Raw genomic sequence first — 23,275 nt, 5'->3', positions numbered from 1 at the left:
CCGAATCTCAGCATAAGAAGATAAGGATAACTGTCTGTAAAAAGCGTCAATACGTTCTTCATATTTAAATTAGGGAGGAATTGAAATGTCGATTATTACAGAACAAAATGCGAAGATGAAATTTGCAAAGAAATATGAGGGGTATGAAATTGTTCCTCATCCAGAGCATAAGCGTTTATATCATATTGTGTTAAATCAGCAATTGCTTAAGCAGTTTTTTGAAGAGGTAAAAGAGCATTCAGAGCAGTCATTACAATACATTCCTTATTCTCGGTTTAATCTTGCTGATGGAATGAGAAAGATTTTTGGGCAATCATTTATGGATAACATTCGCGGCATTGTTCATGACCGTGAAACGGGCGGGTTTACAATTGGGGTACAAGGTGAAACGTCAGATCCAGCAGATTACGTGAAATTTGCAACAGCGTTAACACATTTAATCGGGGAGCCAAACTTTGATGCAATGACAGGAACGTATTATGCTAGATTTAATGTGAAAGATACAGATAGTAGTGATTCTTACCTTCGTCAAGCGTACCGATTGTTTACACTGCATACAGACGGTACATTCGTTGATGAGCCGACAGATTGGCTTCTTATGATGAAAATTGAAGAGCAAAATGCAGTAGGCGGAGAATCTCGTTTACTACATTTAGACGATTGGGAAGATCTTCATAAATTTAGAGAGCATTCACTCGCATCTGTTAAAATTACGTATAAAGCACCACCAAGTAAAAATTCGCAAGAAATCGTCTATCGTGAAACATTTTTTGACGTAAATAACGCACCGTGTATTTGCTTTATTGATCAGTTCGCTTATCCAGATAATATTGAACAAGCAAATTATTTGAAAGACTTATCATATTCTGTTGAAAATTCACCAGCAACACATGCATTGAAATTACCAATTGGTGACTTAGTTCTTTTAAACAACTTATTTTGGATGCACGGAAGAGCTGCATTTGAAAAAAACAAAGATTTATATAGAGAACTAATGCGTCAACGTGGTTGTTTTTCTAAATAAGTTTGTACGGCGGGTCTTAAAAAAGGCCTGCCTTTCATCATATTAAGGGGGAAGTAGGATGTATGATTTTATAATTATTGGCGGAGGAATTGTTGGACTTTCAACTGGAATGGCTTTAACGAAAAAATTCCCTCGTGCGAAAATCGCGATCATTGAAAAAGAAAAGGAACTTGCACATCATCAAACTGGACATAATAGCGGTGTAATTCATTCTGGAATTTACTATAAACCAGGGAGTTATAAAGCGAAGTTCGCCAAAGAAGGAAACGCGGCTATGGTTCAATTTTGTAAAGAAAATGATATCGCTTATGACATGTGCGGAAAAGTAATTGTCGCTACAGAAAAGGACGAACTTCCTCTTTTACATAACTTATATGAGAGAGGCTTACAAAATGATTTACATATTCTAAAAATAGATAAGGAAGAATTAGCTGAAATTGAACCGCATGTAAAAGGACTTGGGGCAATCCGTGTTCCTTCTTGCGGGATTGCTGATTATAAAGGAGTAAGTTATGCATTTGCGCGCTTAATTCAGGAAAGCGGGGGAGAAGTACATTTAGGAACAGCGGCGGAGCGTATTACTGAGAAGAAAGACGCTGTAACAATTGAGACAAACAAAGGCACATTTAAAACGAAATTTCTCATTAACTGCGCCGGCTTACATAGTGATCGCATTGCGAAAAAGACAGGCATATTAACGGATATGAAAATTGTTCCGTTTCGTGGTGAATATTACGAACTTGTCCCAGAAAAACGCCATCTTGTAAAACATTTAATCTATCCAGTTCCAAATCCAGAATTCCCGTTTTTAGGTGTTCATTTCACAAGAATGATAAACGGGGACGTACATGCAGGACCAAACGCAGTATTAAGCTTTAAGCGAGAAGGCTATATGAAAACAGACTTTGATATTAAAGACTTTATGGAAACAATGACATACACAGGCTTTTGGAAAATGGCGATGCCAAATATGAAAGAAGGCATAAAAGAAATGGTGCGCTCATTCAGTAAACAATCATTTTTAAAAAGCTTACAGCGCCTAATGCCAGAACTTACAGAGAAAGATATCGTGCCAACCCATGCAGGAGTAAGGGCACAGGCTATATTATCGAATGGAAATATGGTTGATGACTTCTGCATTATTCCAGGCATCAATTCTCTACATATTTGCAACGCACCGTCTCCGGCGGCAACGGCTAGTATAAAGATTGGTGAGGAGATTGCTAAGCAAGTGCCGGATGTGGTGGCGGTTAGGGTTTGATGGTTCCCCAGAGTGATTTGAGTCATAAGTCCGCCTCATTTTGAAGCGTAATATTACCGTAAATCATGAATTTGAAGAATCCCTTCTCACAAAGTGAAGCTTTAATCAGTGGTAGTTTTTCTTCAGCATTAGGACTATGAAATTGAAAAATATTTAAAGAAAATACGACATCACTTCTATTTCTAGTTTATTAAAATAGTATTTATAGTAAGAATTTCTAAAAATATAAAGGAGGGATACGCTTTGTTTCCAGGTACTTTATATGAAACACATGTTAAAACAAAAAATTTAGAAGTGGCAAAAGAGTTTTATACTAAACTTGGATTATTTCATGCTCGCACTATTGAAGAACGCCGTGTAGCATTTTTTTGGTTTGATAAAGAAAATAAGAAGGAACAAATGCTGGGCATTTGGGAAGTATCGGAAGAAGCATTCCATACAAGTCACTTTGCATTCAAGGTTAACTATGAAGAAATCATTCATGCAAGAGAATGGCTTCTTAATAAAGGAATAAACCCAAGGGCTGCTTTCGGTCTTGAACCTTCCGAGCCTATGGTTCAAACTTGGACACCTAGTGCAAATCTTTATTTTTACGATCCTGACGGCAATTCTTTAGAATTTCTATGTTTACTTCCTGAAAAGAAAAAAGTAAAACAAGACGTCATGTATTTGAGTGAGTGGGAAAGCTTGGAGAGTGAAGAATAAATTCGATTTTTAACTCAAATCCCGTAAAGCTATGGCTTAAATCCCCCCTGAGTTTTCGGGGGATTTTTTTGTTTTGGGGTGAATAATCACCTACTGTATAAAAAAGTAGACAGTAGTGTGTATTTTTCAAAAAATGTATACAGATTTATACTCTATGCGTTGGCATGATACTTGCAATGAAAATAGTATCAACATATAGGGGAGAGATAGAAATGAAGATTAGTAAAGTATACACAACAATTGATGCTCATGTAGCTGGGGAACCACTTCGGATCATTACAGGCGGAGTACCAGAAATAAAGGGGGAAACGCAACTAGAAAGACGCGCATACTGCATGGAACATTTGGATCATCTTCGCGAGGTTCTTATGTATGAACCGAGAGGACATCACGGAATGTACGGTTGTATCATTACACCGCCCGCAAGTGCTCACGCTGATTTTGGCGTACTATTTTTGCACAATGAAGGCTGGAGTACGATGTGTGGTCACGGAATTATCGCTGTTATTACAGTAGGAATTGAAACCGGTATGTTTGAAGTGACAGGTGAAAAACAAAAATTCATTATTGATAGCCCTGCAGGGGAAGTTGTTGCGTACGCAAAGTTTGACGGGAGCGAAGTAGAGTCAGTATCATTTGAAAACGTTCCTTCGTTTGTATACAAGAAAGACGTTCCTATAAAAATAGATGACTATGAATTCCAAGTAGATATTGCGTTTGGCGGAGCATTCTACGCTGTTGTAGACTGTAAAGAATTTGGTTTGAAAGTCGATTTTAAAGACTTACCAGCAATTCAAACGTGGGGCGGTAAAATTAAGCACTACATTGAGAGCCAAATGGAAGTAAAACATCCACTTGAAGAAGATTTAAAAGGAATATACGGTGTTATTTTCTCAGATGAACCGAAAGGAAAAGACGCCACTTTACGAAATGTAACGATCTTCGCTGACGGGCAAGTAGACCGTTCTCCTTGCGGCACAGGAACTTCCGCAAGACTCGCAACTCTTTTTGAAAAAGGTGCCTTACAAAAGAGAGCAACTTTTATCCACGAATGCATTACTGATGGTCAATTTGAGGGAGAAGTATTATCTGTAACAGAGGTAGATAAATATGAAGCAATCATTCCGAAAGTGACGGGGCAGGCGTTTATTACAGGATTTCATCAGTTTGTTGTAGATCCGAGGGATGTGTTGAATCGGGGGTTTCTGTTAGGATAAAAGGAGGAGGTGGAAAGATATGTTAGTCATAAACGCGAACGAACAAAGAAACTTAGTAAATATGAATGAAGTCATTGAATACGCGGCGCTTGCTTTAAAAGAATTTTCCGCAGAAAGAACGATTACGCCAATTCGCGGCTCATTACCATTTGCGAACGAGCAAAATACCGCATTAATTATGCCTTCAGTAGCGGAAGGGCTTGAAGCACTCGGTTTAAAAGTAGTAACGGTAGCTCCTCATAATAAAAAGATAGGAAAGAAAACGATAAACGGAGTTGTTATGCTATCAGACTTTCAAACGGGAGAACCGCTCGCACTTTTAGAAGGATCGTACTTAACGATGATTCGAACAGGCGCCTTATCAGGTGTAGCGACAAAACATTTAGCTCGTCATAATGCAAAAAACTTGTGTATCATCGGAACAGGTGAACAGGCGAAAGGAATTGCAGAAGCTGTATTCGCGGTTAGAGATATTGAAAAAGTAATTTTATACAACCGAACGGAAGAAAAAGCGTATGCATTCGCGCAATATATACAAGAGAAATTTAACAAACCAGCGTACGTCTACAGAGATTCAAATGAAGCAATAAGCGAAGCAGACATCATCGTCACAACAACGAATGCGTCCACACCAGTCTTCTCAGAAAAACTACAAAAAGGCGTCCACATAAACGCCGTCGGTTCATTTAGACCGAGCATGCAAGAACTACCATCTCACGCCATCGCGGGCGCTGACAAAGTAGTAGTCGAATCAAAAGAAGCAGCATTAGAAGAAACAGGTGACCTTCAAGTTCCGATAAAGGAAGGCTTATTTAAAGCAAGCGATCTCCACGCCGAACTTGGTCAAATTATAAGTGGGGAAAAAGCTGGTAGAGAGAACGATGAAGAGATTACTATTTTCAAATCAGTAGGTTTGGCGGTAGTAGATATTATCGTTGCGAAATACTTATATGAAAAAGCTATGGAGCGTGGAGTAGGTACTACGATTCAGTTGTGAGGCTGCCTTTGGGTGGTCTTTTTATTTTACCCTCCGCATAAATATAGTTTATCGCAAGGATTCATTAATAGATTTCAAACTTTCTACCTTTGCGAAAAAGTTTGACAATACATACGGGTAGTGGTAATTTAAAACCTATAAGAAAACTCGGTATTAATTCCGAGTTTTCTTATAGGTGTAAATAGTCGAGAGGGGTCGAAATATGAAGAAGAAGTTGTTTGCATTACCATTTGTCCTACTATTACTTATTGCATTAGCGGCTTGCTCAGGGGAGAAAGATTCTTCGAAGCAAGCAGGAACTAGTACGTCAGGGACTCCGAAAGATGGAGGAACGTTAACAGTTGGTGTTAGTGATAATCCAGATACGATGAACCCGCTTTATGCGAATGATCGTGTGTCGTTAACGATACAGCAAGCTTTATATGCACCGCTGTATCATATGGAAGACGGTAAGAAAAAGTTTGTTCTTGCTGAGAGCTTTACGCCTTCAGAGGATCAATTAACATGGACTTTAAAACTAAAGGATAATTTGAAATGGCATGATGGTAAGAAAATTACATCAGACGATATTGCATTTACATTCCAATCTATTTTAGATGAGAAACAAAATAGCTCAAGCCGTGAAAACTTTATTTTTAAAGGAAAGCCACTTGAGGTGAAAAAAGTGGATGAGCTAACGACTCAATTTGTATTACCACAAGTAAGTGCATCTTTCGAAGGGGTTATGAACGATTTCTTCCCAATTCCGAAACATGTATTTGAAGGTGAAGCAGATTTAGTGAAGAGTAAGAAAAACCTGCAACCTGTTGGATCAGGTCCATTTAAATTAAAAGAGTTTAAGTCAGATGAATATGTTGCTTTAGAGCGATTCGATGATTATTTTGCTGGTAAAGCGAAATTAGATTCTATCGTGTACCGTGTTGTAAAAGACCGTAATACAGCAAACGTTTCATTGCAAAATGGCCAAATCAATATGAAGATGATTGAGCCGCAAGACTTTAAGAAATTAGATAGCACTGGGAACTTCTCAATGGTGACATTCCCAGAAGGTAGATTGTTCTACTTAGCTTATAACTTTAATACAGACCTTATGAAGAAAAAGGAAGTGCGCCAAGCAATTGCGCATGCATTAGATAAGAAAGAAATGATTAACTCAGCATTCGTTTCTAGTCAATTTGCAGAACCGGCAAATTCAATCTTAACGCCAGACGCTATGTATTATGCGAAAGATATTAAAGAGTATAAATATGATCAAAAAGAAGCGAAAGATTTATTAGCAAAAGCTGGTGTGAAAGATAAAGAAAAAATACGCGTTATGTATGTAACGAATAATAAAATTATGGAAAGCTTAGCACTTTATACACAGCAAAAATTACAAGAAGTTGGTTTGCAAGTTGAACTGAATGCATTAGATGCTAGTGCGGCAAGTGAAAAAGGCTTAGATAAAGAAAATAAAGAATATGACATTACATTCGGTGGTTACATAATGGGACCAGAGCCAGATTCATATAAGAGTCTGTACTTAAGTAATGCAGAATACAATTATGCACGTTATAAAAATGCTGATTTCGATAAGTTATGGGAAGAAGCTGCAGTTGAAACAGATAAAACGAAACGCGCAGAGCTTTACCATAAAATCCAAGATACAGCTCGAGAAGACTTACCTTATCTTCCAATCGCATACCCGAAAGCAGTTATTGCAGTAGATAAAAAGTTTGATGGATTAAAAGAAGCAAAAGCAATTCCAGTTACAATGTTTGAAGATCTATCGAAAATTTATGAAGTGAAATAAGAAACTGTAAAGAAGCTGGTGGAAATCAGCTTCTTTATCCCGCTTTAACGGGCTAATAATCAGTGGAGGATGGACAAAACCCCCACTGATTAAAGTTTCACTTTATCTTGAGGGGGGAAGTTTGTGTATAAAGTAATTGCAAAGAGGCTTTTAAATGCAATTCCGCTTTTATTTGTTATTTCTATTATTTCTTTTCTATTAATAAAACTAGCGCCGGGCGATCCCGTTCGAAACTTTGTAACGCCGAATATGAGTCCGATTGATGTCGAGCGTATTCGCAAAAGTTTAGGACTAGATCAACCGATTTACATGCAATATCTTTTATGGTTAAAAAATATTTTAACAGGGAATTTTGGATACTCACTTCAAAATCACCGCCCAGTTTTAGAACTTATCACAGAAAGATTACCCGCAACAATCGGATTAATGGGATCATCTTTACTCGTCTCATTTGTAATCGCAATACCGCTTGGACTATTTACAGGGGTGAAAAAGAACTCGTTCTTTGACCGCATTGTGAACTTTATCTCCTATGTGGGAATCTCAATGCCAGTCTTTTGGTTCGCGTTACTATTAATCTACTTATTCTCTTTAAAGTTGAACCTCCTTCCGAGCATGGGTATGCGCACAGTCGGTCAAGATTCCTTATGGGATATTGTCCAGCACGGCATTTTACCTTGCGCGGTGCTAGCGTTCCAAAACGTCTCTGTTTATATGAGATATATTCGTTCAAGTACCATCCAGCAATTAGAAGAAGATTACGTACAAATTCAATATGCGTACGGCGCTTCGAAGAAAACAGTTTTATTTAATCACGTACTTCGAAACGTATTAATACCGATCATTACAATTTTCGGATTATCAATTCCGAGTTTAGTAGGCGGGGCGTTCATTACGGAAACAGTATTCTCATGGCCGGGACTTGGCTCACTTGGGGTGAATGCTATTTTTAGATTTGATTATCCAATTATTATGGCAATCACATTATTATCATCGTTCATGTTAATTCTCGGTAATTTAATTGCTGATATTTTATATGGCGTAGTAGATCCACGCATTCGAATGAGGGGGTGATTTGGAATGAATAATAGGAGATTTCAAACGATAAAAAATAGTTTTACGAAAAATAAGTTTGTACTGATGGGAGTTATTATACTTGCGGTTTTAACGATCGCATCAATTTTTGCATTCGTATCACCGTACGATCCTAGTAAAATGTCGATTCCAGATCGTTTACAAGAACCGAGTTTAAGTCATCCTTTCGGAACGGATGATTACGGAAGGGATTACTTAACGAGAGCGTTATATGGCGGACGAGTTTCCCTTGCGGTTGGCTTTCTAGCGATGGTTGTTTCTATTACAATCGGAACCGCTGTAGGAACAATTAGCGGATATTTCGGCGGAAAGTTAGACAACTTCTTAATGCGAATTGTTGAAGTTTTAATGTCAATTCCTTCATTCTTTTTAATGCTGTTATTAAATGCTTATTTAAAACCAGGAATTACAACGCTTGTTCTTATTATCGGATTATTAACGTGGATGGACACCGCACGTATCGTAAGGGCAGAAACGTTATCTGTAAAAGAGCGGGAGTACGTGTTATACGCAAAAGTATCCGGACAAAAATCACTCATGATTATTATAAGACACATCATTCCTAACATTTTATCGACCATTATAATCGCAGCGACATTAACAATTGCGACATCGATTTTAATGGAATCATCACTTAGCTTCTTAGGATTAGGTATTAGAGAACCAGATTCTTCTTGGGGCAGCATGCTAAATAATGCGCAAGGATATATAGGTGAAGCTTGGTATTTAACACTCTTCCCAGGGTTCCTTATTCTATTAACAGTACTGAGTTTTAACGTAATCGGTGAAGCGTTGAAAAAAGCTTTCGCACCAAAAGGGGCTGGACATGAGAACTAAAGTGTTAAGTGAAAGGAGTGAGAAGCGTGTCTGAAAAACTATTAGAAGTAAAAAACTTAAAGACTTCTTTTTTCATAGAAGACGGCGAAGTAGAAGCTGTTCGCGGTGTTTCATTTAGTTTGAAAAAGGGTGAAGTCGTCGGGATTGTTGGCGAATCGGGAAGCGGAAAGAGCGTTATGGCGAAATCCGTTATGGCTCTCGTTACGTCGCCAGGGAAAGTGAAAGAAGGAGAGATTCTTTTTCAAAATGAAAACGTGCTTTCTAAATCTGAGAAAGAATTGCGCTCTATTAGAGGAAATCAAATTTCACTTATCTCTCAAGATCCAATGTCGGCATTAAACCCAGTCGTGAAAATTGGAAAGCAAATGACGGAAGTAATTATAAGGCATCAAAAAGTGAAAAAGAGAGAAGCGCAAAATATCGCGGTCAACTTGCTAAAACAAGTCGGTCTTTCTTCACCGGAAGAAAGAGTAAAACAATATCCGCATGAACTAAGCGGTGGAATGAAACAGCGGGTTATGATCGCGATGGCAATGTCTTGTAACCCAGACCTTCTCATTGCGGATGAACCGACGACAGCGCTTGATGTAACGATACAAGCGCAAATACTAGACTTAATGAAAAACTTAAAAAACGAAACGAATATGTCGTTATTGCTCATCACGCATGATCTTGGAATTGTTGCGCAAAACTGTACACGCGTCATCGTTATGTACGGCGGGCTTATTATGGAAGAAGGACATGTACTTGATATTTTCCAATCGCCGAATCACCCATATACGAAAGGGCTATTAAACTCTCTGCCAAAAATATCGAACGGAGTAAAAGAAAGACTAGCGCCAATTCAAGGTGTAACGCCAAACTTATTACACCCGCCAAAAGGATGCCCATTCGCAGAGCGTTGCCCACATAAAATGGACATTTGTGAAACAGAACGTCCACCATATTTTGAAATCGGAAACGGAAGACGCTCTATGTGCTGGCTAAACGATAGGGCGGTAGGTGATTCCCATGCGTGAAGAAAACTTAATTGAAGTACGGAACTTAAAAAAGTATTTTCCTATTAAAAAAGGGCTATTCGGCAGAAAAACAGAGCAATTAAAAGCAGTCGATGACCTTAGCTTCACAATTAAAAAGGGTGAAACATTCGGGCTAGTAGGAGAATCCGGCTGCGGAAAATCAACGACAGGAAGAAGCATCATTCGTTTACACGATGTCACTTCAGGTAACATCCTATTCGACGGAAAAGATATCGCAGATCTAAAAGAAAGTGAACTAAAAGAATATCGAAAACGAATGCAAATCATTTTCCAAGACCCATACGCATCATTAAACCCGACAATGAACGTATTCCAAATTATTAGCGAACCGATGAACATTCACGGATATTATAAAGAGGAAGAAAGAAAAGAAATCATTTTAGACCTGCTCAAAAAAGTAGGACTAAAAGAAGAACACCTATATCGCTACCCGCACGAATTTAGCGGAGGCCAAAGACAGCGCATAAGCATCGCGCGCGCACTATCTGTAAAACCAGACTTCATCCTGTGTGACGAACCAATCTCAGCACTAGATGTCTCAGTCCAAGCACAAGTCGTAAACATGCTGCAAGATATCCAAGAAGAAACAGGCGTCACATACTTATTCATCGCACATGACCTATCCATGGTAAGACACATATCAGATAGAATCGGAGTCATGTACTTAGGAAACATAGTAGAAATTGCCGACAGCGAAGACCTATACACAAAACCGGCACATCCATACACACAAGCACTACTCTCATCCATGCCAGAACCAGATCCAACAAACACAGGCAAAGAACGGATCATTCTGCAAGGGGAAGTACCAAGCCCACTAAACTCACCATCCGGCTGCAAATTCAGGACGAGATGCAAATTCGCTACTGAAAAATGCGCGCAGGAAGTACCGAAGATGGTGGAGATTGCGAAGGGGCATGAGGTGGCTTGTCATTTGTTTTAGAGAGAGAACATCGGGGGAGCCTGGTGATATTTCAGTTGGTAATATAACAGCTGGTATGACTTGTAGTGCTAAATAATTTATATAATAAACAATAAATATAAAAAAAGCTAAGGTTCTCATACAGCCTTAGCTCTTTTTTATGTTTGTTAAACAATATCCTTTCAAAAAAATATTTAAGTCTATATTTAATTCCCTTCCATACTTCTGATGGGGTGGACATCAATGAGATGTGGTTTTTTGTTCACGGATTTTTAACATCTTTATTTACAGTGTTTTGAATGTAAACTAATAATAAAAAGTTTGCTTTCAAATTAGAAAAGGTTAGTCCCTCACTTCACTGCACTCCAGCTAAAAACCTCACACCCAAAAACAAAGGGGAATTCAATTGTTCAAACTCATATAAAGTTTCAATCTTGTCTAAGCATCCATTAGGATATACAATTGATCATCTATTTTTCTTTACATAATCTCCAGATACAGTCCATATCAACTATAGATTCTTGTCTTATGCTAAATGTAATCAAAAAGCAAGTAGATAAAGATAATGACTAAAACATTAACTCTAGATACTTTTTTGATGAATATTACAAATAAACAGGAGGTAATGAAAAATGATTAAAACATTATTAGCAGGAGCACTTTTAAGTACAGGATTGGTAGCGGGAGGTGCAGTAGGTGCAGATGATACGAAAATGGACAATTTAAAGTCAAATGAAGATAGTTCAAATCAAGTAATTACACAAAGTGCAGATGGAACAACGTCTTTCTCACAAAACTTTGATTTACCTAAGGATGCAGTGCCAGCAACTCCTAAAGGAGATGTAAAAACTGTTGAAAGAACAGAAGGTACAGGTTCTCAAGAAGGAAAAATGGTACCAACAAAAGAAGGTACAGATTCTCAACCTGGATTTGAAATGGGAGCCCCTGAAAAACCAGAACATGCAAAAACTGTTGAAAGAACAGAGGGTACAGACTCTCAAGAAGGAAAAATGGTACCAACAAAAGAAGGTACAGATTCTCAACCTGGATTTGAAATGGGAGCCCCTGAAAAATCAGAACATGCAAAAACTGTTGAAAGAACAGAGGGCACAGACTCTCAAGAAGGAAAAATGGTACCAACAAAAGAAGGAAATTAAATAATATATAGTTATAACGAAGAGCATCCAAAAAGTGGTGCTCTTTTTATATTATAGGAATCGACTGGTGTTACTCAATATAGAACTGTAGCGGGAATTCAAGCTAGAATATGGGTTACTGTCTCTTCAAATCATGGTCTTTGAAGCACTAGTTTTGGTGGTAACGTTACAACATAAATATTTTATTAGAGATTTTTTAAATTTACATACACTCTAGATAAACTACATATCAACTTCAGATACTTGTTTTATGATACAAGTAATCAAACAAAAGGAGGGCAATACAAAATGATTAAAACAGTATTAACAGGGCACTCTTTTAAGTACAGGAGATTATTAACAGGTGGAGAAAATGTTGAAGATGTACAGACAGATAAACATATTCCATATGAACAAAATGAATTGCAGCAAATTCTAGAAAAGTACGATTTGAAGAAATTTGAGTTATAAAAAGAAAATAGATAAATATAGTGAAAATAGATAAATTGACAAGAGAAAAGCACTTTGTGTATATCACAGGTGCTTTTTATTTTCATTTTGATATAGGGCTTGAATTAAATTTTTACACTAAAATATATACGGCAAAAAGGGGGGAGTTCATTGCACAAAGTTATTTATGGAATATTAATTTTAATTTATACTTTGTATTCATTTTTTGTAAGTGATGGAAGTGAAGTAAGGTTTATTATGCTGTTAACTATAGTACTTATCTTTTCTGTGGTTTTAGAAAAAGGAAATGCAAACAAAACGACTGATTAAAGGTCTTTTTGTTTGCATTTTTTAGTTGGCTATTAAAGTCCAGATGTTTTAGGGATAGCACCAAATCGCCATCAAGCTTAAAGAACGATTTATCCCCAAACAATAAAAATGAGCTTTTTATTACAAGTTAGCGCCAAATTTCGTTTTTGGGACACTATTAAATTTTTAGTTGATGAAAACACCCGCCTAAAATAGAAAACTTTTAACCTATTATCATTTATTCCGTAGCTTTTAAGGTATTTAACACGACTTTGGTTGCGTCTGCAATAAGTTTATCATCGTATTTAGCATCTTCTTTATCATGATTAGAAAGTATAGCAAGAACAATCGGCTTTTTATTTGGTGGCCAAATAATTGCGATATCATTTCTTGTTCCGTAAGATCCCGCGCCTGTTTTATCAGCTACTTCCCATCCTTTTGGTACGCCCGCACGAATCAATTTATCTCCAGTTGTATTTCTCTTCATCCAATCTACTAATAGTTCACGTTTTTCTATTGGAAGTGCAGTTCCTAATGTAAATGATTGAAGTGTCTTAGCTATCGCTTCTGGTGTACTGGTATCATGTGTTTCTCCTGGATGCACTTCATTTAATTCAGGTTCAAATCGTTCTGAAGTAGTAACAGTATCTCCCATTTCTCTCAAGATTTTTTCAAATTCAGAGGGGCCCCCTAACTGTTTAAGAATCAAATTATGTGCTGTGCTGTCACTATATCGAACAGAAGCATCTGCAAGTTCTTTTAACGTCATTCCTGTATCAACATGCTTTTCAGTAATTGGATTATAATTAGAAAGATCTTCATGAGTATACGTAATCCTTTGATCAAGAGCTTCTAATGAGTTCTTGCGTAAAAGAGCGCCCACAGCTAATGATTTAGATGTAGATGCAAATGCAAAACGATCATCTGAATGATAAGCAACAGTTTGATTTGTACCTGTGTCCAGTGCATAAATACCAAGCTTAGCATCATATTCTTTTTCAAGTTTAGCGAAAGATTGATTACCTGTATTTTCTTGTTTAATTTGATTAGCTTGATTCGTTTGTTTAGGTGGTTCAGATTGAGTGTTACTATTGGAACAGCCTATAAGTGATACACATGAAAGTAATACTACAGGTACAATCTTTTTGTAATGTAAAATGTTAAAGAACTTGTTTAAAACGAACATAAATTTTCAACCTCTTTCAAGAATATATGGATTTTGTCTAGGTATTCTAAATACCAATGCAATTAAAGATGGCATAGGGTAACAATACTACTGCAGCTAAAATTTCACAGGTTAAAGGACATCCAAAACGTTTATCTCGCTATTTGCCGGGCAGTAAGACCCCCACCTCAAAATTCAGCGGAAGCAAAGAAGTTAGGCAGGGGGCGGGCTGCCCGTAAAAGCCCGATTGGTGAGGGCTGATAATCAGTGGGGGATGAACAAAACCCCCACTGATTAAAGTTTCACTTTATATGATTGATAAGTCACGGTTTGGGTTGTTTCTTTTTTGTTTTCACTTGTAATGGTTCACCTGTGAAAGTATTACAATACAGGTTTTTTACTTTTGGGAATAATAAGTCCTTTCATTTTTTTGTAATACATAAAAATAGATGTCAAACGGGATATGTTGTATCCAATCTGGACAACTCATATTAGAAATACACTTATTAGACACTCTAAGTAATAAATTTGTTCCACTTTAAGATGAAGAAGAATTTGGGGTTTGTAAAATAACAATGGAACTACGTGTTTTTTCGTCATACAAAAACCTCTACATATAAGTAGAGGTTTTTGAATTGCATATTAATGAATTATGCTTTTTCAGATAAACGAAGATCATAGAATACATAATTTTAACTAGATTTATTATTAGCTAGTTTATCTCCACCATTAAGCTCCGCCTCAATCTGCGAAGTCTTCGATGACTCATCCATACGCCAATACGTAATAAAGCTTATCGCGATACATCCAGCTACGTAGAAATAGAATAGTGATTCCATCCCGATACTCTTTAGCCATAATGCGATGAACTCGGCTGTTCCGCCAAATATCGCAACTGTTAGTGCATACGGTAAACCTACGCCTAGTGCGCGAATTTCAGTTGGGAAGAGCTCTGCTTTTACAATTGCGTTAATGGAAGTGTAACCAGTAACGATAATGAGACCGACCATCATGAGTAAGAATGCAACAATTGGTTCTGTCGTTTTTTCCATAAAGAAGAAGATCGGTGCTGTTAGTAACGTCCCGAGAATACCGAAAGCCATTAATAGTGGGCGGCGTCCAATTTTATCGGATAGTAGCCCTGCAATTGGTTGAAGTACGACGAATATAAGTAGTGCGACAAAGTTAATCCAGCTTACAACTTCTTTCGGGAGACCGACTGTGTTTACCATGAACTTTTGTAAATATGTTGTGTACGTATAGAATGCGACAGTGCCTCCTAGTGTTAGACCGACTACTGTTAATACTGCTTTCGGGTGTTTCATAAGAGCGCGAACGGTTCCTGCGCTTTCGCGGTTTTTCGATTCCATATTTGAGAACTGCTCCGATTCATCCATCGTACGGCGAAGCCATAATACAGCTACTGCGCCCATTGCTCCAATAATGAATGGAATACGCCATCCCCAAGCTTTCATATCTGGTTCGCTTAGTAATTGCTGAAGAACAATTTGAACGCCTAACGCAACCATCTGTCCAGCAACGAGCGTTACATATTGGAAACTTGAATAAAAACCGCGGCGTCCACTACTAGCCATTTCAGATAAATACGTTGCGGAAGTTCCGTACTCTCCGCCGAGTGATAATCCTTGCAGTAAACGGGCAAGAACTAAAATAATTGGTGCCATAATACCGATGCTTTCGTAACTAGGTGTACAGGCGATAATTAAAGAACCACCGGCCATAACCGTAATCGAAAGCGTTAATGCTGCCCGGCGTCCGTGCCGATCTGCATAGCGTCCCATTAATAAACTTCCGATAGGGCGCATTAAAAAACCAACTGCGAAAATAGCTGCTGTGTTTAGTAACTGGCTCGTTGGATCTCCTTTAGGAAAGAACTCTGCTGAAAAATAAACAGCGAAAGCAGAGTAAACGTACCAGTCATACCATTCAATTAAATTGCCGACAGAACCTTTGAAAATATTGCCGGCGACTCGGTTAGATTTTGCTTGAGCCATAATAATTCCTCCTCTTGCTTATAAATAAAAGGTATATATGAAAGCGTGTTCATCGTAGTTGAATTGTACTGTCCTTTAATTAAAATCTCAATATTATGACAATTTTATTCTTTTTGTACTTTATGTACATGGAGTTTTTAATAGTTGATTCATTTTCAGTTTTGTCATAATAATAGAAAAAGGAGATTGATAGTTTTGAATATTTTATCAAAGGATATGAAGTATGAAGAAATCACGAAAAGTGTCGTTACAAACGAAAATAGTAAGCTTAATTATCGCGTTAATTTTATTTGTCGTTCTCCTGTTAGCGGGGATATTTGTTTACATTCAGTCCGTTGATACGAAGCGTCAAGTGGAGCAGCTAGCACTGCAAACAGCTAAATCTCTTTCTTTTATGCCAGCTATAAAAGATGCTTTTCAAAATAACGAGCATAAAAGTACGATTCAATCCATTGCGGAACAAGTTCGTGAGCAAGCTGGCGCAGATTATGTCATTATAGAAGATCGCTTTGGGGTTATGTATTCCCATTCTAATTCGGAGTTAATTGGTACAAAGAGTAACAATCCATATAACTATGAAGCACTCACTTTTGGTGGCTATTATACGCTTGAAGGAAATGGTGAAAGTGGTCCGTCTTTAATGGCGAAAGCACCTATTATTGTTCATAACGGAGACTACGATCAAGTAGTAGGTGTTGTAACAGTAGAGTTTTCAATAAAAGGTATTGAATCTAACATACTGAGCAGAACGAAAGAAATTATACTCTTTTCTGTAGCTGTATTATTAGCCGGCATTGTTGGTGGCATCCTTTTAGCGCGTAGCATTCGTAAAGATACACTCGGTTTAGAGCCAAATGAAATTGCAGCGTTATACCGGGAGCGAAGTGCGATACTACTATCTATAAAAGAAGGAATTATCGCCATTGATCAAAACGGTTTTATTACGATGATGAATACGTCGGCAGAAGAAATGCTACATGTAAATGGTGATTATATGCAGCGGCACATTTCAAAAGTTTTACCGGAATTTCATATGGAGAGAGTACTAGAAAACGATCAAGAAATCGCATTTCAAGATAAAGTGTTTATTTTAAACATGACACCGATACTCGAAAATAATAATACGGTAGGCGTTGTATGTAGTTTTAGAGATAAAACAGAACTGCAAAACCTTGTGAACACAATATCTGAGGTAAGGAAGTATTCCGAGGATTTACGCGCTCAAACACATGAATTTACAAATAAGCTGTTCGTCTTATCAGGATTACTTCAGTTAGGGCACTACAGAGAAGCGATTGAATTTATTCAGCAAGAATCTACTATTCATCAAAGCCAAAACCATATTTTATTCCATCAAATTCATGATGCGAAAGTACAAGCTATTTTATTAGGAAAACTCGGAACAGCGTCTGAAAAGAAAATTGATTTTCATATTGAAGGAGACAGTGCGCTTCATCCGTTACCAGATCATATAAAAGTTTCGCATCTTATTACGATACTTGGAAACATAATCGATAATGCGTTTGATGCAGTGAGTACACAAGAGGAGAAGAGTGTTTCCTTCTTTGTTACGGATATTGGGCACGATATTGTATTTGAAGTGATAGATAGTGGAGCAGGAATACCAGCAGAAAAAATCGCGACCATTTTTCAAAAAGGATTTTCAACGAAAGGAAATGATCGTGGTTACGGACTAGCAAACGTGAAAGAAATGGTAGATGTACTAGAAGGAACAATTGAAATTCAAAACGAGAAAAATGGGGGAGCTATTTTTACAATTTACCTTCCGAAAACATTGAGAGAAAGTACATAACAAACAGGGGGATGGGCATATGTTGAAGGTTGCAATTGCAGAAGATGATTTCCGCGTCGCGCAAATTCAAGAAGAGTTTTTATTAAAAATAAAGGACGTAAAAGTGATTGGAAAAGCATTGAACGCGAAAGAAACGATGGAATTACTACAAAGGGAAGAAATCGACTTACTTCTATTAGATAATTATTTGCCAGATGGAATTGGTACAGACTTATTGCCGAAAATCCATGCTGACTTTCCAAACGTTGATGTCATTATGGTTACTGCGGCGAATGAAAATCATATGTTAGAAAAAGCAATTCGAAACGGCGTCAGCAACTACCTTATAAAACCGGTCACGTTAGAAAAATTCGTTCGCACAATTGAAGACTATAAGAGAAAGAAGCAATTATTACATAGTAACAATGAAGTGAATCAAACACTCATCGATAACTTCTTCGGCACTTCGCAAATACAAGATATGAAAAACTTACCGACAGGTGTCGATCCGTTAACACTGCAAAAAGTGAAAGGAATTATAAAAGGATTCGAAGAGGGTATTACAATAGAAGAAATGGGAGAACAAATGGGGGCCTCCCGAACAACCGCAAGAAGATACTTAGAATACTTAGTAGCGACAAATGAATGCACAGTAGAGTACACATACGGCATTATCGGACGACCAGAACGAAAATATCGAATAGGACGAGGACTATGAAAAAACGATTATTACTATGTATATGGATCATGACAGGAGTAATAGCTGGTTGTTCCTCGGAAAAATCTCAAACGAATACAGTAAACATAGAAGAAGTAGAAATCGTTGCGCCAAACGTTCCAGGAGCTGGATGGGACTTAACAGCACGGGCAATGCAAAAAACACTAACAGAAGAAAAAATCTTCACAAAACCAATCACAGTCACAAACAAAGTAGGTGGCAGCGGTGACGTCGGATGGAAATATACGAAACAAAAAGGCGATCACGTACTGGCGATTAACTCAAGCTTACTCATAACGAACAACCTACTAGGCCACAGTAAATTAACATATAAAGACTTCACACCGCTCGCGACACTCGCATCGGACTGGGAAGTCGTTGTCGTATCAAAAGACTCAAACATAGAAACCGCAAACGAACTAATGGAACAACTAAAACAAGACAAGAAAAACTTCAAAATCGGCGTGGCTCCCGGCCTAGGAAACGACGATCACCTATCATTCATACAAGTAAGCAAAGCATTCGGCATAAACCCTGCCGAACTACAATTCTTCGTCTACGAAAACAAAGAAAAAATCATAAACGCCCTAACGAACAAACAAATAGACGCCGCAACCATGACCCTATCCGAAGCCGAAAAACAATACAAAGCCGGCAAAATAAAAATACTAGCCGTATCCGCACCAAAACGACTAGACCGACTACCAGAAATCCCAACATGGAAAGAACAAGGAATCGACGTTGTCTTCCAGCACTGGAAAGGGATTATGGGCCCGAAAGATATGACGGAGGAAGAGATTGCTTATTGGGATAGTGTTATTAAGAAGATGGTGGAGAGTGATAGTTGGAAGGGGATTTTGAGGGAGAGGGGTTGGGAGAGTTTTTATAAGGGGAGTGGGGAGAGTAGGGGGTTTTTGGAGGAGAGTGATTTTAGGTATGAGGAGATGGTGAAAAAAGAGGCTTAAGAGGGAAGTATTCGATCATGCTTTATTTTTGTAGTTACTTCTATATAATATAAAAGAGATGAGAGTGTTAGGCTAATTACATTAAAGGTGCTAGATAGGAATAGATAAATTCTGTCTTACTGTTTAAAAATATATTAGTCGTTAAAAGATATAAAAGGCATTTTTCAGTCTATAAGGTGTGGGAATGTAAATTATAGAGTTTCTGTGAGATTTAAGGAGGATATAATGAAGAAAAATATTTATGTTGTTGGAGCAGTAATTGTCCAAGATGAGAAAATTTTATGTGCACAAAGAGGGCCATCTAAATCGCTACCTCTTATGTGGGAATTTCCAGGTGGGAAAATAGAAGAGGGAGAAACACCTCAAGAGGCGTTAAAGCGTGAAATCGATGAAGAAATGCATTGTAGCGTGCAGATTGGTGAACAAATTGATTATACAGCCTATGAGTATGATTTTGGTATTGTTCATTTGAAAACTTTTTATTGTAAACTTGTTGAAGGAAGTCCGGTTTTAACTGAGCACGTAGCAATTAAATGGTTATATCCGAATGAACTGGCAGATTTAGAGTGGGCACCTGCGGATATCCCGACTATTGAGAAATTATCAAAAGAATCGCTTGTAAAGTGATTTGATTAAAAACTATTCGTTTTATGCGGATAGTTTTTTTATTGTAATAAATTTGCACTTTAAATCAGTGAGTAATACAATTAGTATAAAAATTTGTCATAAATGGTGATCATATGGAGAATTTCATTCAAAAGTTAGAAGGGTCTTTATATAAAGGATTTATTGATCAAGAACATAATCATTCTGGAATATATAAGCCTAAATTATTAGTAAACAATACGAAGAAAAATGAAATTGTTTTAAGCTCATTGTTGGAAGAGCTTGAAAATAGTACAGCCTTTATTTTCTCAGTGGCTTTTATTACGGAAAGTGGGCTAGCGACTTTAAAGTCACATTTCCTTGATCTTAAACAAAAAGGGGTTAAAGGACGTATATTAACATCTACATTCTTAAATTTTAATACACCAAAAGTGTTTAGAGAGTTAATGAAACTTGAAAATGTAGAAGTAAGATTAACAAATTTATCTGGTTTTCATTCAAAGGGATACATATTTGATAACAAAACACATTGTTCATTAATTGTCGGTAGTTCAAATCTGACTGCACATGCTTTGAAGGTAAACTATGAATGGAACGTTAAGTTAACATCGCATGAAGATGGAGAGATTGTACAGCATTTTAAGAATCAATTTGAAGAAGTTTGGGAGCATTCTCAAGTATTAACTGAAGAGTTAATTGGAAATTACGAAACAATATATGAACAAGTTGCAGAAAATAAGTTACTAGATCGAGTTATAGAATTACCTGGTCAATATCATAATTCAATTGAAGAAGCTTTGAAAATTACTCCAAATAAAATGCAACAAGCTGCGTTAAAAGAAATACAAGCTATTCGAGACGCTGGAAAAGAAAAAGGATTAGTTATCTCTGCAACAGGAACGGGGAAGACATATCTTTCAGCATTTGATGTCAGAAATTTTGCACCTAAACGGATGCTATTTATTGTTCATCGAGAGCAAATATTAAATAAAGCAAAATCAGATTTTCAAAAAGTTCTTGGTGGAGCCGATGAGGATTTTGGGATTTTATCAGGATCAAATAAGCAAATGAATGCTAAATATTTATTTGCGACGATCCAAACCATTTCAAAAGAGGACACTTTACATCAATTTGATCCTGAGCTATTCGATTATATTTTAATAGATGAAGTTCATAAAGCTGGTGCTAGTTCTTATCATAGGGTTATGGATTATTTTAAACCTAAATTTTTAATGGGAATGACTGCTACACCTGAACGTACAGATAATTTTAATATTTATGAGCTCTTTGATTACAACATTGCTTATGAGATTCGTTTGCAAGAAGCACTTGAAGAAGATATGCTTTGTCCGTTCCATTATTTTGGAGTAACTGATTTTGAATATAATGGTGAAAAGATAGATGACACTACGATTTTATCTAAACTTGTTACGGAAGAACGGGTGGATCATATAGTTGAAAAAGTAAAATACTATGGTTTTTCTGGTGAAAAGGTAACAGGATTAATGTTTTGCAGCCGAAAAGATGAGGCTGAACAATTATCACATGCTTTAAATAACAAAGGTTTTCGCACATTTGCATTAACCGGCGATCATTCACAACAGGAAAGAGAACTGCGTGTGAACCAATTAGAAAATGGCATACTTGATTATATTTTAACAGTAGATATTTTTAATGAAGGAATTGATATTCCAAGTGTGAACCAAGTTGTTATGTTAAGACAAACTCAATCAAGTATTATCTTTATACAGCAGCTGGGGCGTGGGCTTCGAAAACACAATTCGAAAGATTTTGTTACGATTATTGATTTTATTGGAAACTATAAAAACAACTATTTAATTCCGATTGCTCTTTCAGGGGATAGATCACAAAATAAAGATAATATACGTAGATATACAAATGACACGAGTTATATTAAAGGCATTTCAACAGTTAACTTTGAAGAGATAGCGAAAAAGCAAATCTTTAAAGCGATTAACGATAGTAATTTAACAGCAATGAAAATATTAAAAGAAGCTTTTGGTGAGTTGAAAAATAGAATAGGAAGAATTCCATATCTATATGACTTTATAGTAAACCATTCTATTGATCCAGTTGTACTTGTGGAAGGATATTCGAATTATTATCAGTTTCTATTGAAAATGAAAGAGGATGTCCCTGTATTAACAGAGTACGAAAATAAAGTTTTAACAATGTTTTCATTAGAAGTATTAAATGGAAAACGTAAAAATGAAATTGTTTTATTAGAATTGTTACTAAAGCAAGGAAAAGTTGATAAAGATGAGTATTTAAAACAACTTAAAAAATCTAATTGCTTAACAGATGATGATACGATTACGTCTGTGCAGCGGGTTTTTGAGTTATCATTTTTCACACAGAATAACCAGAAAAAATATGGTGAAAAGCCGATTCTCGTATTGCAAGAAGATAATACGTACATGTTTAATGATCTAATCCGAGAAAGTTTAGAAAAGAATGAATACTTCAAGTATATGGTAATGGACATCATTAAAAGTGCGAAAGAAAAGAACAAAAACTATGAGTGTGATAGTAACCTTACTATATATAAAAAATACTCAAGAAAAGATGCATGTAAACTTTTAAATTGGCACATTGATGAGACTTCAACTATGTATGGCTATAAAACCAAATACTCTACTTGCCCAATATTTGTCACATATCATAAAAACGATGAGGTAGAATCCAGTGTGAACTATGGTGATGAATTCCTTAATCAAGATGTTCTTAAATGGTATACAAGAAGTAATAGAACATTAAAGTCAAAGGAAGTTCAAACAATTATTGATGCTAAAGAAAATAATATTGATGTCCATATTTTTGTGAAAAAAGATGATGACGAGGGAAGCGACTTTTACTATTTAGGAAAAGCGAGACCTGATAAAGCAAGTGTAGAACAAACTGAAATGCAAGATAAAAGTGGAAAAGAACTACCGGTTGTTACGATGAATATGATTATGGAGAAATCGGTGGATAATAAGCTGTATGATTATTTAAAGGATAGTAATATTTTTTAGGTAGATTAAATTTTTAATGCTTGTCTAGCTTAAAAATGATTAACGGGATAGTAGTATTAGTGGATAGGATAAGGCTGTATCAAAATGGCATTGGAGTATGCTTTTGATATGGCCTTATTTATTAGAATTTAATGTGTTTTTTGTTAGGTTTGTAGGTTCAATGGGGATGGATCTTTCTTATATGCTGCAGTGTG

General features: G+C 36.7%; 20 protein-coding genes. 18 read left to right on the top strand and 2 right to left on the bottom strand.

Annotated elements, in window-relative coordinates; genetic code table 11:
- The first annotated feature begins 85 nt into the window (after positions 1-85).
- From glaH to QCI75_RS22210, 13 genes are all read left to right on the top strand, one after another.
- Positions 86-1,024 carry a glutarate dioxygenase GlaH gene (gene glaH / locus QCI75_RS22270; protein ID WP_144506994.1) on the top strand — a complete coding sequence of 313 codons (939 nt, stop codon included), beginning with the start codon at positions 86-88 and terminating at the stop codon, positions 1,022-1,024.
- A gap of 58 nt (positions 1,025-1,082) precedes the next feature.
- Entirely contained in the window at positions 1,083-2,285 is a 1,203-nt protein-coding gene (lhgO, locus tag QCI75_RS22265; RefSeq protein ID WP_353761196.1) for an L-2-hydroxyglutarate oxidase, read from the top strand.
- 243 nt (positions 2,286-2,528) lie between these two features.
- A complete protein-coding gene (locus tag QCI75_RS22260; protein WP_002125581.1) occupies positions 2,529-2,990 on the top strand; it encodes a VOC family protein in 462 nt (153 codons plus the stop codon).
- Between the two features lie 164 nt (positions 2,991-3,154).
- Positions 3,155-4,207, top strand: a complete 1,053-nt coding sequence (locus tag QCI75_RS22255; RefSeq protein WP_353761194.1) for a proline racemase family protein — start codon at positions 3,155-3,157, stop codon at positions 4,205-4,207.
- Between the two features lie 19 nt (positions 4,208-4,226).
- A complete protein-coding gene (locus QCI75_RS22250; RefSeq protein ID WP_353761193.1) occupies positions 4,227-5,204 on the top strand; it encodes an ornithine cyclodeaminase family protein in 978 nt (325 codons plus the stop codon).
- A 202-nt stretch (positions 5,205-5,406) separates the two neighbouring features.
- Positions 5,407-6,996, top strand: a complete 1,590-nt coding sequence (locus tag QCI75_RS22245; RefSeq protein WP_353761192.1) for an ABC transporter substrate-binding protein — start codon at positions 5,407-5,409, stop codon at positions 6,994-6,996.
- Between the two features lie 123 nt (positions 6,997-7,119).
- Positions 7,120-8,070: an ABC transporter permease gene (locus QCI75_RS22240; protein ID WP_353761190.1), complete on the top strand. Its 951-nt coding sequence runs from the start codon at positions 7,120-7,122 to the stop codon at positions 8,068-8,070.
- A 6-nt stretch (positions 8,071-8,076) separates the two neighbouring features.
- Positions 8,077-8,928, top strand: a complete 852-nt coding sequence (locus tag QCI75_RS22235; protein WP_353761189.1) for an ABC transporter permease — start codon at positions 8,077-8,079, stop codon at positions 8,926-8,928.
- A gap of 26 nt (positions 8,929-8,954) precedes the next feature.
- Positions 8,955-9,947, top strand: coding sequence for an ABC transporter ATP-binding protein (locus QCI75_RS22230; protein ID WP_144508846.1), 993 nt, complete (start codon positions 8,955-8,957; stop codon positions 9,945-9,947).
- The gene (locus QCI75_RS22225; protein ID WP_353761188.1) at positions 9,940-10,911 is read left to right on the top strand and encodes an ABC transporter ATP-binding protein; all 972 of its coding nucleotides are present in this window, start codon (positions 9,940-9,942) and stop codon (positions 10,909-10,911) included. Before QCI75_RS22230 ends, QCI75_RS22225 begins: the two co-directional genes overlap by 8 nt.
- Before the next feature lie 611 nt (positions 10,912-11,522).
- Positions 11,523-12,047 carry a hypothetical protein gene (locus tag QCI75_RS22220; RefSeq protein ID WP_353761187.1) on the top strand — a complete coding sequence of 175 codons (525 nt, stop codon included), beginning with the start codon at positions 11,523-11,525 and terminating at the stop codon, positions 12,045-12,047.
- Positions 12,048-12,335: 288 nt separating this feature from the next.
- Positions 12,336-12,497, top strand: coding sequence for a hypothetical protein (locus tag QCI75_RS22215; protein ID WP_186321001.1), 162 nt, complete (start codon positions 12,336-12,338; stop codon positions 12,495-12,497).
- Positions 12,498-12,647: 150 nt separating this feature from the next.
- On the top strand, positions 12,648-12,806 hold the full coding sequence (locus tag QCI75_RS22210; protein WP_000549711.1) for a hypothetical protein: 159 nt from the start codon (positions 12,648-12,650) through the stop codon (positions 12,804-12,806).
- A 217-nt stretch (positions 12,807-13,023) separates the two neighbouring features.
- On the opposite strand, the gene blaIII is transcribed toward QCI75_RS22210, so the two are convergent.
- Positions 13,024-13,971 (bottom strand): class A beta-lactamase BlaIII, encoded by a 948-nt coding sequence (blaIII, locus tag QCI75_RS22205; protein ID WP_002016516.1) that lies wholly within the window; start codon positions 13,969-13,971, stop codon positions 13,024-13,026.
- Between the two features lie 671 nt (positions 13,972-14,642).
- Positions 14,643-15,965: an MFS transporter gene (locus QCI75_RS22200; protein WP_016103884.1), complete on the bottom strand. Its 1,323-nt coding sequence runs from the start codon at positions 15,963-15,965 to the stop codon at positions 14,643-14,645.
- 223 nt (positions 15,966-16,188) lie between these two features.
- Between QCI75_RS22200 and QCI75_RS22195 the strand changes: the two genes are divergently transcribed.
- The 5 genes from QCI75_RS22195 (at position 16,189) to QCI75_RS22175 (ending at position 23,081) form a co-directional block, all read left to right on the top strand.
- A complete protein-coding gene (locus QCI75_RS22195) occupies positions 16,189-17,778 on the top strand; it encodes an ATP-binding protein (protein WP_353761186.1) in 1,590 nt (529 codons plus the stop codon).
- Positions 17,779-17,797: 19 nt separating this feature from the next.
- On the top strand, positions 17,798-18,475 hold the full coding sequence (locus tag QCI75_RS22190) for a response regulator (RefSeq protein WP_151627823.1): 678 nt from the start codon (positions 17,798-17,800) through the stop codon (positions 18,473-18,475).
- A complete protein-coding gene (locus tag QCI75_RS22185) occupies positions 18,472-19,440 on the top strand; it encodes a tripartite tricarboxylate transporter substrate binding protein (protein WP_353761185.1) in 969 nt (322 codons plus the stop codon). Before QCI75_RS22190 ends, QCI75_RS22185 begins: the two co-directional genes overlap by 4 nt.
- Positions 19,441-19,665: 225 nt before the next feature.
- Positions 19,666-20,067 (top strand): (deoxy)nucleoside triphosphate pyrophosphohydrolase, encoded by a 402-nt coding sequence (locus QCI75_RS22180; RefSeq protein WP_002134691.1) that lies wholly within the window; start codon positions 19,666-19,668, stop codon positions 20,065-20,067.
- A gap of 113 nt (positions 20,068-20,180) precedes the next feature.
- Positions 20,181-23,081, top strand: coding sequence for a DEAD/DEAH box helicase (locus QCI75_RS22175; protein ID WP_078184565.1), 2,901 nt, complete (start codon positions 20,181-20,183; stop codon positions 23,079-23,081).
- Positions 23,082-23,275 lie beyond the last annotated feature (194 nt).

This window comes from Bacillus cereus group sp. RP43 (genome assembly GCF_040459645.1).
Classification (GTDB): domain Bacteria; phylum Bacillota; class Bacilli; order Bacillales; family Bacillaceae_G; genus Bacillus_A; species Bacillus_A mycoides_C.
This window is presented reverse-complemented; position numbering and strand designations above follow the sequence as displayed.